The following is a 12,301-nucleotide window of genomic DNA, read 5'->3' as shown; positions in this document are numbered from 1 at the left end:
TCCATGGTGACCTCGATCAGGGCCGCTGCGGTGTCGCATGTCGGCAAGGTGCGTTCGAACAACCAGGACTCCGGATACGCCGGATCCTCGCTGTTCCTGGTCGCCGACGGCATGGGCGGCCACGCTGGCGGCGACGTCGCGTCCGCGATCGCCACCAACCGCATCAAAGAGATCGACCACGCCTACCCGACCGCCGAAGACGCCCAGATCGCGCTGCAGTCGGCGCTGCTCGCCGCCAACGGGCTGCTCGCAGAGACCGTTTTCGAGCATCCGGAACTCACGGGGATGGGTACAACGGTCAGCGCCCTGATCAGAGTCGACGGCAGGATCGCCCTGGCCCACATCGGCGATTCCCGCATCTACCTGCTGCGCGACGGGCGGCTCGAGCAGGTCACCACCGACCACACCTTCGTGCAACGGCTCGTCGACTCGGGCCGCATCACCGAGGAGGAGGCGCTCACCCACCCGCGCAGGTCGGTGCTCATGCGAGTGCTCGGCGACGTCGACTCCTCGCCCGAGATCGACACCTGGACCGCCGAGACGCTGCCGGGCGACCGATGGCTCATCTGCTCGGACGGCCTCACGGGCGTCGTCAAGCCGGAGCTGATCGAGAACGTGCTGGCGCACATCGAGTCTCCGAAGGCCGCTGCAGAGCGTCTCGTTCGCGCCAGCCTCGACGCCGGCGCCCCCGACAACGTCACGGTCGTCATCGTCGACATCGACGGAGAGTCCGACGACACGCGCTCCCCCGTCACCGTTGGATCGGCATCCGCTCCCGTGCTGTTCCAGCGCGAGCCGGCTACGCACACTCGAGCGCTGCGGCTGCCCGCACTGCGATTGCATCCGCAGCGACCCGCCACCGGGCCCACCCACTTCGAGCCCCAGACCGACGACTACCTCGACGAGCTCATCGAAGAGGATCAGCGCCGGGTGCGCAGGCGCAAGTTCACCTGGCTGCTCAGCGGCATCCTCTTACTCATCGCCATCGTGCTCGCGGTCATCCTCGGCTACGAATGGACGCAGTCGCGGTACTTCATCGGCGAATCGCAGGGAAAGGTCGCGATCTTCCAGGGCGTTCAGCAGAATCTCGGACCGGTCCAGCTCTCGCACGTGTACAAGCAGTCCGACGTCTACGTCGACAGCTTGAGCGCCTACGAGCAGCAACAGGTCGAAGACACCATCAACGCGTCATCACTCGACGACGCCCAACGCATCGTGAGACAGCTTTCCGATGACAGCTCAGGCTGACCTGACAGGCCCCATCGCCCGCTCCGGCCCGACCACGTCGCCGGTGCGGCGCATCCATCTGCCCAAAAAGCTGCGCAACCTCGAACTCGGCCTGCTCGTCTTCGCGTGCGCGATCAACTCCATCGCCGTCGTGCTCGTCGAACTCGGCGCGCTCGGCCACCTCGACTTCACACTCATCTACCTCGGCGCGGGACTCTCGGCGCTCGTGGTGGCCATGCACGTTGTGATGCGCTACCTCGCGACGGATGCCGACCCTTTCATACTCCCGATCGCCACCCTCCTGAACGGCATCGGCATCGCCGAGATCTACCGCATCGATATCGCCAGGCACGACACCGGCTGGGAGTCCGCGGCCGTACGCCAGATCGTGTGGACCGCCATCGCGGTCATCTGCGCCATCGCCGTGATCGTGCTCATTCGCAATCACCGTGTCTTGCAGCGCTACACCTATGTCTTCGGCTTCGGGGCTCTGGTCCTGCTCATCCTGCCGATGCTGCCCGTGATCGGGCGCCAGGTGAACGGCGCAAAGGTGTGGATCGGCATAGGCCCGTTCAGCTTCCAGCCCGGCGAGATCGCGAAGATCGCGCTTGCAGTCTTCTTCGCCGGGTACCTGGTTCAGGCACGCGATTCGCTCTCGATGGTGGGGACGAAGGTGCTCGGCATCCGGTTCCCGCGATTGCGAGACCTCGGCCCCATCTTGGTGCTTTGGTTCATCTCGATGGCCGTCATCGTCTTCCAGCGCGACCTGGGCACCGGCCTGCTCTACTTCGGGCTGTTCCTCGTGATGATCTACGTCGCCACCGCCAGAGTCGGCTGGGTCGTGATCGGCCTCGTGCTGTTCATCGGCGGCGCCGTCATCGCCAGCCGCATCCTGAGCTACGTTCAGGGACGGTTCCAGAACTGGCTCGACCCGTTCAGCGATCACGTCTACAACGCAGACGGCGGCAGTTATCAGCTCGTGCAGGGGCTCTTCGGCCTGGCTCACGGGGGGCTGCTCGGCACGGGCCTCGGGCAGGGGCATCCCACCGTCACGCCGCTTGCCGAAAGCGACTACATCATCGCGAGCCTCGGCGAGGAGCTCGGCCTGATCGGCATCTTCGCCATCCTCTGCCTCTACCTGCTTTTCGTCTCCCGCGGCTTCCGCGTGGGCTTCGCGAGCCAGGATGACTTCGGCAAGCTGCTCAGCGTCGGCCTCGCCTTCACGGTCGCCTTGCAGGTGTTCATCGTCATCGGCGGCATCACGAGGGTCATCCCGCTCACGGGCCTCACGACGCCGTTCCTTGCAGCGGGCGGATCCTCGCTCGTCGCCAACTGGATCATCGCCGCGCTCCTGCTCCGCCTCTCGGACACGGTTCGCAACCAGCCGAGGCTCGTGGTGTAGGGAGGCGTGAGATGAACAAGGAGATCAAGCGTGTCAGCATCATCGTGCTGTGCATGTTCCTCGCGCTCTTCGTGTCGACGTCGATCATCCAGGTCGGCATGGCCGACACGCTGAATGCGGATGCCCGCAACTCGCGGACCCTCTACGACAGTTACCAGGTGCAGCGCGGCTCGATCCTCGTGGGCGGCCAACCGGTGGCGCAGTCCGTGCCGAGCAGCGACCAGTACAACTACCAGCGGCAGTACCCGCAGGGGCCGCTGTACTCATCGGTCACCGGCTTCTTCCCGATCAGCGGGGCCCCGACGGGCATCGAGGGTGCGATGAACAGCGAGCTCAGCGGCACCTCGAACGACGACTTCTTCGACCAGCTGCAGAACCTCGTGACGGGCAAGCATCCGCAGGGCAACTCGGTCGAGCTCACGATCGATCCCGTTGCGCAGAAGGCGGCGTACGACGCGCTTGGGTCGCAGCGCGGCTCGGTCGTGCTGCTGCAGCCGAAGACGGGGCGCATCCTGGCCATGGTGTCGAAGCCCGACTTCGACCCGAACACCCTGGCCGTGCACGACGTGAAGCAGGTGGATGCCACCTACCAGCAGTTGCTCGCCGCCGACGGCAACCCGTTGCTCAACAAGACGATCAACGAGCTGAACCCGCCAGGATCCACGTTCAAGCCCGTCGTGCTGTCTGCCGCCCTCGAGAGCGGGGACTACACGCTGGACTCCCAGATGCCCAACCCGTCGAGCCTCACGCTGCCGGGAACCAGCACCAAGATCTTCAACGACTCGCTGTCGACCTGCGGGCCCGGCGACACGGTGTCGTTGGAGACGGCCCTCGTCCTGTCTTGCAACATTCCCTACGCGGAGCTGGCGATGAAACTCGGGTCGAATGCGATCAAGGCCCAGGCGGAGAAGTACGGCTTCAATCAGAGCATCACCGTGCCGATGCACACCTCGGCCAGCCAGTATCCGGGCTACGGATCCCTCGACAAGGTCGCGATGAGCGGCTTCGGGCAGACGGAAGACAAGGCGACCGCCCTGCAGATGGCGATGAACGCCGCGGCGATCAGCAACGGTGGAATGGTGATGAAGCCGAGCCTCGTCGAATCGGTGCTCACCCCAGATCTGCAGGCCAGAGAGTCGTTCAAGGCGACCCAGCTCGGGCGGGCGACGAGTGAACAGACCGCCGACCTCATCGCTCAGACCATGGTGAAGGACGTCTCGGAGGGCGTCGCGAGCAATGCAAGAATAGACGGGGTCAAGGTCGGCGGTAAGACCGGGACCGCGCAGAACGGCAGTAGAGACCCGTACACCCTGTGGTTCACCGGCTTCGCTCCTGCGAACGATCCTCAGTTCGCCGTTGCGGTCGTGGTCGACAATGGCGGCGGACTAGGTCAGAGCGGAAACGGAAACTCCGTCGCAGCTCCGATCGCGAAGAAGGTACTTGAGGCGGTGCTTGGCAAATGAGACCCACGGCAGGGCTCACGTTCGGCGGACGTTACGAACTCCAGTCGCGGATCGCAGTGGGCGGCATGGGCGAGGTGTGGCAGGCGACAGACCTCGTCATCGGTCGCCAGGTCGCCATCAAGATCCTCAAAGACGAATACCTCGGTGACCCGACCTTCCTCGAGCGATTCCGCTCGGAGGCCAGGCACGCAGCCCTCGTCAACCACGAGGGCATCGCCAACGTCTTCGACTATGGCGAGGAAGACGGCAGCGCGTTCCTCGTGATGGAGCTCGTGCCGGGCGAAGCGCTCTCGAGCATCCTCGAACGCGAGCGCACGCTCTCCACCGACAAGGTGCTCGACATCGTGGCGCAGACCGCCGCAGCACTGCACGCCGCGCACGCCGCCGGACTCGTGCACCGCGACATCAAGCCGGGCAACCTGCTGATCACGCCTGACGGCCGTGTCAAGATCACCGACTTCGGCATCGCCCGCATCGCCGATCAGGTGCCGCTCACCGCCACCGGACAGGTGATGGGCACGGTGCAATACCTGTCGCCCGAGCAGGCATCCGGGCATCCGGCATCACCGACGACCGACATCTACTCGCTCGGCATCGTCGCGTATGAGTGCCTTGCCGGTCGCCGCCCGTTCACCGGCGAGTCGCAGGTGGCGATCGCCATGGCGCAGATCAACGAGCAGCCGCCGCCGCTTCCCGTCACGGTCAGCGAACCCGTGCGCAACCTCGTCTACGCGTGCATCGCGAAGAACCCCGCAGAGCGGCCGTCATCTGCTGCACACCTGGCCCGTGCCGCGACGGCACTGCGGCGCGGCGACATCCAGGCAGCGGCCGCGGCAGTGCCCGCCGTACTGGGCGACGAGGGCGACACGAGCCGCTTCACCACACTCCTTCTTCCCGGCGCCGGGGCGGCAGCCGCGGTCGGCGACACCCAGGCGACCACCCTGCTCTCCGCGAACGAGACGGAAGAGGCCGTCGAGGACCCCACGACGGAGAAGAAGAAACGCAGCCCGTGGACCTGGCCGCTCATCGCCCTGATCGCGTTGCTGGCAATCATCCTCATCGCAACGCTCATCGCGCTGCTGACGCAGAATCACGACAGCCCGCCACCCGCGACGAACACCCAGACGAGCACCGCCCCTCGGCCATCCTCGTCAACACCCAAGCCGACCCAGACCAAGACCACGCCCACCAGCGCGCAGATCGTGGCAAGCGACTACGTCGGCAAGACGTACGACCAAGCGGCGGCTGCGCTGAACAACCTGGGTTACACGAACATCCAGAAGAATCAGACGGGTCCGGCACCGTCGTCCGACAAGGTGAACGTCGTCAACGGCATCAACCCGACTGGGAACGTCCCGTTCAGCCAGACGATCACCCTCAACATTTACGGCCCGGTGACACCGCCTTCCGCGCCCACCGACACGGTCACGCTCGTCGGCAACAAGGCGACCGTCGGACAGCCCGCGACCTTCAACTTCGGCACAGCACAGTGCCCGGCCGGACAGAACCTCACCGGACGCCAGCTGTACGTTGACGGCAAGCCGACCGGGCCCACAACGAGCACGCAAGCGCAGTACACGTTCGGTGACACCGACCCGCACAACGTGACCTACACGATCTTCTGCGGGCAGTCCGTCGAGTCAGGGCAGTCACCGCCCATCAGCGTGACCGCGTCGACAAGCACGCCGAAGCCGTAGGCAGCCGAGCGTGGACCACAACCGGGTCGCACTCCGCGGGTTCTCGGGAAGCGCAAGTTAACGATCGGTATCGGATGGGCGCTACCCCGACCGGTCGTACCGAACACTCAACTTCGCCCCATTACACTGTTCGCAGTGTTGCCAGACGTCGAATACCCCACGGTTGATGAACCCCGCATGATCGCGGGGCGATACCGGGTGGGCGAACTCATCGGGCGCGGCGGCATGGCCGACGTGCACAAGGGTGTCGACACCCGCTTGGGTCGCACGGTCGCCATCAAACTTCTGAAGCCGTCGCTGGCCACCGACCCCGCGTTCCGCACCCGTTTCCGCCAGGAGGCGCAGGCGGCGGCACGCATGGCGCATCCCACCATCGTCCGCGTCTTCGATGCAGGTGAAGAGACGGTGCGAGACGCCATGGGCAACGAGGTGCAGGCGCCCTTCATCGTCATGGAGTACGTCGACGGCGTACTGCTGCGCGACATCCTGCGCAACGGCCCCCTCGACGCCGCAGAGGCCACGCGCATCGCATCTGGTCTGCTCACCGCACTCGAGTACTCGCATCGCGCGGGCGTCGTGCACCGCGATATCAAGCCGGGCAACGTCATGGTCACCCGCGCCGGCCAGGTCAAGGTCATGGACTTCGGCATCGCCAGAGCCATCAGCGACTCGTCTGCGACCGTTGCGCAGACGACCGCCATCCTCGGTACGGCCAGCTACTTCTCGCCGGAGCAGGCGAAGGGCGAGACGGTGGATGCCCGCACCGACCTGTACTCGACCGGCGTCGTGATCTTCGAGATGCTGGCCGGTCGACCGCCGTTCCGCGGCGACACAGCGGTCGCTGTCGCCTACCAGCACGTGAGCGAGCAGCCGGCGAAGCCGAGCAGCATCAACCCGCAGGTCTCGCCGGCTTTCGACGTCGTCGTGATGCGCGCGCTGGCCAAAGACAAGTTCCAGCGGTACCAGACCGCAGCCGAGTTCCGCGAAGACCTCGAGCTCGCGGCATCCGGTAAGGTGCCAGTCCACAAGAAGAGGGATGCCTTCGACGCGGCCCTCTTCGGCGACTCGGCCACGAGCCCCACACCCACCGAGGCGGCGCTGCGCCAGCTGACCGATGACGACCAGGTGGTTCGTACCCAGAACCGGCCACCGGTGCTGTGGATCTGGGCCGGCGTGCTCAGCGTCGCCGTCATCATCGCTGCGCTGCTGCTCTGGGTCTTCAACCAGAGCCCGACTCAGCACCTCGCGGAGAACGCCGCTAAGGTGCCTGCCGTGGCCGGCATGACGGTAGACCAGGCGACCAAGGCGATCCACGGCGTCAAGCTGAGCGCCACCTTCACCGACGAGTCCAGCACATCAGTGCCAAAGGGCAAGGTCATCCGCAGCAACCCGGGTGCCGGTGTCATCGCGAACAAGGGCGACAGCGTCACTGTGTACGTCTCCAGCGGTGCCCAACCCGTGCAGATTCCAACGGATGTCGTGGGCAAATCGATCCAGGACGCCCAGAACGAGCTGCAAGGCCTCGGCTTCAAGATGGGGCAGATCACCCAGCAGAACTCGCCGAACGTGCCTGCGAATATCGTCATGTCGACCAGCCCGGCCACCGGCGCCACCGCCCACGAGGGCGACACCATCAACTTCGTCGTCTCGAACGGGCAGGTCACGCTGCCCGATCTGACGGGCCAGACGGTTCAGGAGGCCACCGCAACGCTGCAGGATCCCAAGCTCGGGCTCATCCCCGACGCGGAGGGCGACCCGTCGTGCAAGACGCAGACCGGTGCCCCGGTGAACCATCAGGACCAGGCGCCCGGCGCGGTGCCGCAGGGCTCGACCGTCCGGTTCACGTACTGCACCGGTTAGTCTGCCGGTCTGCTTAGCCGCCTGCGCTGATCCCCTGGCTCACGTCGGCCGCCCGCTCGACATCGGCCACTCACGCCAGCCGCTCGCTCACGTCGGCCGCTCGGCACCTTACGTCACCCACCGAAGCCGAAAACAGCAGGGATCGCGCTCTCGCACCGAGAACAGCAGCATTCCTGCTGTTCTCGACTGCTCTTGCTGTTTACGCGGCGGACACCGCGGGCTCGGCAGAAACCCGCCGGCTTGGGGGACGACTGCCGGCTCCGCGGCCTCAGCCGGCGGCGAGCAGGGGGTCCAACGTGCGGGCGCGCTCCTTCGCGGAGGGGAGGCCCGCGACGGCCAGCCAGTTGCCGAGCATCCGGTAGCCGTCCTGCGTGAGCACCGACTCTGGGTGGAACTGCACGCCGAAGATGGGCGCGTCGCGGTGCCGGAGGCCCATGATCACGCCACCAGGCGTGCGAGCCGTGACCTCGAGCACGTCGGGCACGGTTCCGTCCACGACTGCCAGCGAGTGATAACGCGTGGCCGTGAATCCCTGCCGCACGCCGTCGTAGAACGACGAGCCGTCGTGCTCGACGATCGACGTCTTGCCGTGCATCAACTCTTCGGCGTTCGTGACGGTGGCACCGAACGCCTCGGCGATCGCCTGGTGGCCGAGGCACACGCCGAGCAAGGGCGTCTGCGACGCCAGGGATGCCTTCACCGTCTCGATCGACACACCCGCGTCGGCCGGTGTGCCCGGTCCAGGCGACAGCAGCACCGCGTCGTAGTCCGCGAGCACCTGAGGGATGTCATCCGTCGCGATCGCGTCGTTGCGTACCACGTCGGTCTCCGCGCCGAGTTCGCGCAGGTATCCGTTCAGCGTGTACACGAAGCTGTCGTAGTTGTCGATGACGAGAACGCGGGTCATACGGCGACGGTTCCTTCCTCGTTGCTCTGCAGAATGCTATCGACCCAGGGGAACACCCAGGTCACCAGGCAGTAGAGCACCAGGGCGACCAGCACGAGCAGAATCAGGATCCTCACCCACACCGGTCCGGGAAGCACACGCCACAGCGCACCGTACATCAGTTGCCTCCCACTTCGGCCGCGATCTCCTTCGGCGGACCCGCCGAGAGCGGCTGCCACGACTCGAGCACGCCGAATGCTGCGATGCGCTCCTGGGCGTGGTAGGGCGGGTTACAGGTGGTCATGGTGATGTAGCGGTCGCCGGGCTGTGCATCCTTCACCTGCGGAACGGAGTAGAGCACCTGGATGGTGCTGGGCCTGATGTACTCCATATTCCGGAAGCGGTAGGTGTAGTAGCCGTCCTTGGTCTGGATGTAGATGGCGTCACCCACCTGAAGTTTCGACACGTCGATGAACGTGTTCCCATACCCGGTGTCGTGCGCGGCTATGGCGAAGTTGCCGACATCGCCGGGCATCGCCGTGTTGGGGTAGTGCCCGACGCCGGCGTTGTAGCTGTTCAGCACGGATTCCACGTCGACGGTCTCGCGGACCGTCCGCTTCCAGTCGGCGCCGAACCTCGGCACGTAGATGACCGCGAACGGCTGAGCGGCGGCCGGCGCCTTCATGACCGGCGGTGGCCCGTAGTCCACCGGTGCGCTGCTGGGGCTCGCCGTGCTCGTGCCGCTCGGGGTCGTGACCGGTGTCGGAGTGGGAGTGGGGGCGTGCTTCGCCTGGTCGAGGAACTTCTTGCTCTGATCGGCCGCCGCACTGTTCTGCTGCGACGCCAGCACGCCTGATTGCCACCAGGTCTGCCACCCAAGAAAGAGCAGCACGAGCACGCCCGCGGTGACGAGAAGTTCGCCGATGACGCCGACGACCGAGACCTTGCGCCGCGGCTTCGAAGCACCGGCAGGATGCCTGCCACTCGCGTGGCGCCGCTGGCCGGCCCCGCTCTGCCGCACATCGTCACCGCCGTCTTCCTGCGACGGCAACAGATCCGCCAAGCGGAGCTCTTCCGCGGCATCGTCGTGGGGATCGGTCACGAATGGGGAGTCTAATGACCCACCCTCTGATCGCGCCGAGAACTAACACCTCACGGCTCTTCTCGGCCGCATCCTCGATCGCGCCACAGCGATACGAGGCGGAATCCGCATCGGGCTCGTAGGCAGCTCCCAGCGCCGGTTCTCAATCGCCTCTAGAATGTCAGGACTATGGCTTCCAAGACCCGCACCAAGCGCGCATCACGTCCGGCCGACGACGTCCGGACGAATGACGACGCACCGAACCCGGTATGGTTCCTCCCCGTCATGCTCGGGTTCATGATCATCGGCCTGCTGTGGATCGTGGTCTTCTACGTGAGCGGCAGCCAGTATCCGATTCCCGGCGTCGGTGCCTGGAACATCCTGATCGGCTTCGCGATCGCCTTCGTCGGCTTCCTCATGACGACCAGGTGGCGCTGATCCACACGCTCCACTTGACCATCGCGCCGGGTTCACGCCCGGCGCGATTCTTTTCTGGCGGTCCGCGTCCAACGGCTAGGGGCAATACCTAGACGATCGGCACAATTACACGGGTGTAATTATCCCCCTGTTGGTAAGCCTGTGGATAACTTCCGCGCTCGCGCGGGGCATCCTCAACCCGTGAAGACGTGCCAGCTTCCGGCGAGCACCAGGAGCACTCCAAGCGCGACGAGGAGCACTACCTGGAGCGGTCGCCGCGAGCGCGACCGGGTGCGCGCATAGATGAGTCCAACGAGGGCGCCGCCGACGAGCCCACCGACGTGCGCCTGCCAGGCGATGGCGAACCCGGGCACGAAACTGATCACCAGGTTGATGCCGACCAGCACGAGCAGTTGCCTGACCTGCCCGCCGAGGTGCCGCTGGATGACGAGCAACGCGGCCATCATGCCGAAGATGGCGCCGGATGCCCCGACCACCGGCTGCACGGGCGACGCGAGCAGGTAGACACCGACCGAGCCGGCTATTGCACTGAGCAGGAACAGCACGGCGTATCGCGCTCGTCCGAGCATCGGCTCCAGCACCATGCCGAAGATCCACAGCGTGTACATGTTGAGCGCGATGTGCAGCAGGTTCGCGTGCACGAACGCCGCGGTGAGCATGCGCCACGGTTCGTACTGCCCCGGGTATCCGTACGCTCCCGCGTACCAGAGCCCTCTCGTCACCGGTCCGCCCGACAACCCGGTGACCCACTGGGCGATGAAGACGACGACGCAGATCGCGATGATCGCGTACGTCACCGCGGGCCGGCCGGGTCCGGTCATCCTGGTCAGGAAGGCCGACCTGGTGCGGGGTGCGGTCGCGCGCTGCTGCCTCATGCACTCGGGGCAGATGAAACCGACGGGCGCAGGTGTCTGGCACTCGCCGCAGATCGCCCTGCCGCAGCGCTGGCAGCGCACATAGGTCGGCCGGTCAGGATGCCGGTAGCAGACGAGCGCAGAGGGCTCGCCTGGCGACGTGGGTTGCGACACGCTGTGATCGGATGACCGCAGGCTGGAGAAGCGCCGGCGGCGCTACGCCTGCTCGACGCTGACGGACTCGATGACGACGTCGTCGAGTGGGCGGTCGCGGGCATCCGTGGGCACGGCGGCGAGCTTGTCGACGACGCGACGCGACTCGTCGTCTGCCACCTCGCCGAAGATGGTGTGCTTGCCCTGAAGCCAGGTGGTGGGGCCGACGGTGATAAAGAACTGCGAGCCGTTGGTGCCTCGTCCGCCCTGGATGCCGGCATTCGCCATCGCGAGCATGTAGGGCTGAGTGAAGTCGAGGTCCGGGCTGATCTCGTCGTCGAAACGGTATCCGGGGCCGCCGGTGCCCGTGCCGAGCGGGTCACCGCCCTGGATCATGAAGCCCGGGATGATGCGGTGGAAGACGACGCCGTCGTAGAGGTTGTCCGAGCGCTTGTCGCCCGTGGTGGGATCCGTCCACTCCTGCTCTCCGGTGGCGAGCCCGACGAAGTTGCGCACCGTCTTGGGTGCGTGGTTGCCGTACAGGTTGACGGCGATGTCGCCGTAGTTGGTGTGCAGAGTAGCCACCGCGGTGTGCTTGGACATGGGCTCAATTCTTGCATAGCGGTTCTGTCCACCCCCTGGCCACCCAGGGTTTCGGTGGCAAGATGGAGGAACCGCAAGTACGACCGGGTGGAGGAACCGTGAGTCTGTCACGAAAGCGCCAGAAGGAACTCAACCGGCTTCGCGCTGAAGCTCTCGAACTCTGGGACGCACAGCAGCAAGTGCTGGGCCGAGCGAATGCCGTAGCGCAGAAGGCCGGCCACCAGGCCGCGCACTACACGCGGGAAGAAGTGGCGCCTCGGCTCCGCGAGGGTTACGACCAGTACGTACGCCCTGTGACGCGTGCCACAGGTGACGTCATCAGCCACACCGTCGTTCCGGCGGTCGGCACAGTTCTCGGAACGGCGCTCAGCGTGGCAGACGTCGCTCGCGACGCCCGCGTGCAGGCCGCCGTGAAGCGACTCAAGTCCGCCAAGGGCGAGCTCACCAAGCCGAAGAAGTCCGGGCCGGGCTTCGGAACCTATCTCGCGATCGCTGTCGGCGCCGCCGCACTCATCGGCGTGGCATACGCCGTGTGGCAGACGTTCCGCGCCGACGACGAGTTGTGGGTCGCCGAAGACGACACGACAGAGCCGCCCGCGGCTCAGTAGCGAGCCAACGGGAAGAGCGGATGCTTCGG

General features: G+C 65.9%; 12 protein-coding genes. 7 read left to right on the top strand and 5 right to left on the bottom strand.

Features of this window, described 5'->3' with window-relative positions; genetic code table 11:
- Positions 1–3: 3 nt before the first annotated feature.
- From ACO2Q7_RS10730 to pknB, 5 genes are all read left to right on the top strand, one after another.
- Positions 4–1,248 carry a protein phosphatase 2C domain-containing protein gene (locus tag ACO2Q7_RS10730; RefSeq protein ID WP_423355594.1) on the top strand — a complete coding sequence of 415 codons (1,245 nt, stop codon included), beginning with the start codon at positions 4–6 and terminating at the stop codon, positions 1,246–1,248.
- Complete coding sequence (locus ACO2Q7_RS10725; RefSeq protein WP_423355593.1) at positions 1,232–2,629, top strand: FtsW/RodA/SpoVE family cell cycle protein; 1,398 nt, start codon at positions 1,232–1,234, stop codon at positions 2,627–2,629. Before ACO2Q7_RS10730 ends, ACO2Q7_RS10725 begins: the two co-directional genes overlap by 17 nt.
- Before the next feature lie 11 nt (positions 2,630–2,640).
- The gene (locus ACO2Q7_RS10720; RefSeq protein ID WP_423355592.1) at positions 2,641–4,092 is read left to right on the top strand and encodes a peptidoglycan D,D-transpeptidase FtsI family protein; all 1,452 of its coding nucleotides are present in this window, start codon (positions 2,641–2,643) and stop codon (positions 4,090–4,092) included.
- Complete coding sequence (locus tag ACO2Q7_RS10715; RefSeq protein ID WP_423355591.1) at positions 4,089–5,789, top strand: serine/threonine-protein kinase; 1,701 nt, start codon at positions 4,089–4,091, stop codon at positions 5,787–5,789. The genes ACO2Q7_RS10720 and ACO2Q7_RS10715 overlap by 4 nt, the downstream gene beginning before the upstream one ends.
- Before the next feature lie 135 nt (positions 5,790–5,924).
- Positions 5,925–7,649 carry a Stk1 family PASTA domain-containing Ser/Thr kinase gene (pknB, locus tag ACO2Q7_RS10710; protein WP_423355590.1) on the top strand — a complete coding sequence of 575 codons (1,725 nt, stop codon included), beginning with the start codon at positions 5,925–5,927 and terminating at the stop codon, positions 7,647–7,649.
- A gap of 268 nt (positions 7,650–7,917) precedes the next feature.
- Here pknB and ACO2Q7_RS10705 read toward each other — a convergent pair whose 3' ends face one another.
- From ACO2Q7_RS10705 to ACO2Q7_RS10695, 3 genes are read right to left on the bottom strand one after another with little or no spacing between them, the layout of a single operon-like run.
- Positions 7,918–8,556 (bottom strand): anthranilate synthase component II, encoded by a 639-nt coding sequence (locus ACO2Q7_RS10705; RefSeq protein ID WP_423355589.1) that lies wholly within the window; start codon positions 8,554–8,556, stop codon positions 7,918–7,920.
- Positions 8,553–8,714, bottom strand: coding sequence for a hypothetical protein (locus ACO2Q7_RS10700; RefSeq protein WP_423355588.1), 162 nt, complete (start codon positions 8,712–8,714; stop codon positions 8,553–8,555). The genes ACO2Q7_RS10705 and ACO2Q7_RS10700 overlap by 4 nt, the downstream gene beginning before the upstream one ends.
- Positions 8,714–9,637 (bottom strand): class E sortase, encoded by a 924-nt coding sequence (locus ACO2Q7_RS10695; protein ID WP_423355587.1) that lies wholly within the window; start codon positions 9,635–9,637, stop codon positions 8,714–8,716. The genes ACO2Q7_RS10700 and ACO2Q7_RS10695 overlap by 1 nt, the downstream gene beginning before the upstream one ends.
- Before the next feature lie 168 nt (positions 9,638–9,805).
- Here ACO2Q7_RS10695 and ACO2Q7_RS10690 point away from each other — a divergent pair, with 168 nt between their 5' ends.
- On the top strand, positions 9,806–10,054 hold the full coding sequence (locus tag ACO2Q7_RS10690; protein WP_423355586.1) for a cell division protein CrgA: 249 nt from the start codon (positions 9,806–9,808) through the stop codon (positions 10,052–10,054).
- A gap of 173 nt (positions 10,055–10,227) precedes the next feature.
- Here the strand turns inward: ACO2Q7_RS10690 and ACO2Q7_RS10685 are convergent, their stop codons facing one another.
- Complete coding sequence (locus ACO2Q7_RS10685; RefSeq protein WP_423355585.1) at positions 10,228–11,082, bottom strand: rhomboid family intramembrane serine protease; 855 nt, start codon at positions 11,080–11,082, stop codon at positions 10,228–10,230.
- Positions 11,083–11,124: 42 nt separating this feature from the next.
- Positions 11,125–11,664: a peptidylprolyl isomerase gene (locus ACO2Q7_RS10680; protein ID WP_423355584.1), complete on the bottom strand. Its 540-nt coding sequence runs from the start codon at positions 11,662–11,664 to the stop codon at positions 11,125–11,127.
- Positions 11,665–11,762: 98 nt separating this feature from the next.
- Here ACO2Q7_RS10680 and ACO2Q7_RS10675 point away from each other — a divergent pair, with 98 nt between their 5' ends.
- Positions 11,763–12,272, top strand: a complete 510-nt coding sequence (locus ACO2Q7_RS10675) for a hypothetical protein (protein WP_423355583.1) — start codon at positions 11,763–11,765, stop codon at positions 12,270–12,272.
- Positions 12,273–12,301 lie beyond the last annotated feature (29 nt).

The organism is Rathayibacter sp. KR2-224 (assembly GCF_049446075.1).
GTDB lineage: Bacteria > Actinomycetota > Actinomycetes > Actinomycetales > Microbacteriaceae > Humibacter.
The sequence above is the reverse complement of the archived record's forward strand: the minus strand, read 5'-3'. Positions and strand labels throughout refer to the sequence as shown.

Excerpts from the sequence above, each read along its gene's own strand:
- ACO2Q7_RS10730 (WP_423355594.1), top strand. The coding sequence starts at position 4 with ATGGTGACCTCGATCAGGGCCGCTGCGGTGTCGCATGTCGGCAAGGTG.
- ACO2Q7_RS10725 (WP_423355593.1), top strand. The coding sequence starts at position 1,232 with ATGACAGCTCAGGCTGACCTGACAGGCCCCATCGCCCGCTCCGGCCCG.
- ACO2Q7_RS10720 (WP_423355592.1), top strand. The coding sequence starts at position 2,641 with ATGAACAAGGAGATCAAGCGTGTCAGCATCATCGTGCTGTGCATGTTC.
- ACO2Q7_RS10715 (WP_423355591.1), top strand. The coding sequence starts at position 4,089 with ATGAGACCCACGGCAGGGCTCACGTTCGGCGGACGTTACGAACTCCAG.
- ACO2Q7_RS10705 (WP_423355589.1), bottom strand. The coding sequence starts at position 8,556 with ATGACCCGCGTTCTCGTCATCGACAACTACGACAGCTTCGTGTACACG.
- ACO2Q7_RS10700 (WP_423355588.1), bottom strand. The coding sequence starts at position 8,714 with ATGTACGGTGCGCTGTGGCGTGTGCTTCCCGGACCGGTGTGGGTGAGG.
- ACO2Q7_RS10690 (WP_423355586.1), top strand. The coding sequence starts at position 9,806 with ATGGCTTCCAAGACCCGCACCAAGCGCGCATCACGTCCGGCCGACGAC.
- ACO2Q7_RS10680 (WP_423355584.1), bottom strand. The coding sequence starts at position 11,664 with ATGTCCAAGCACACCGCGGTGGCTACTCTGCACACCAACTACGGCGAC.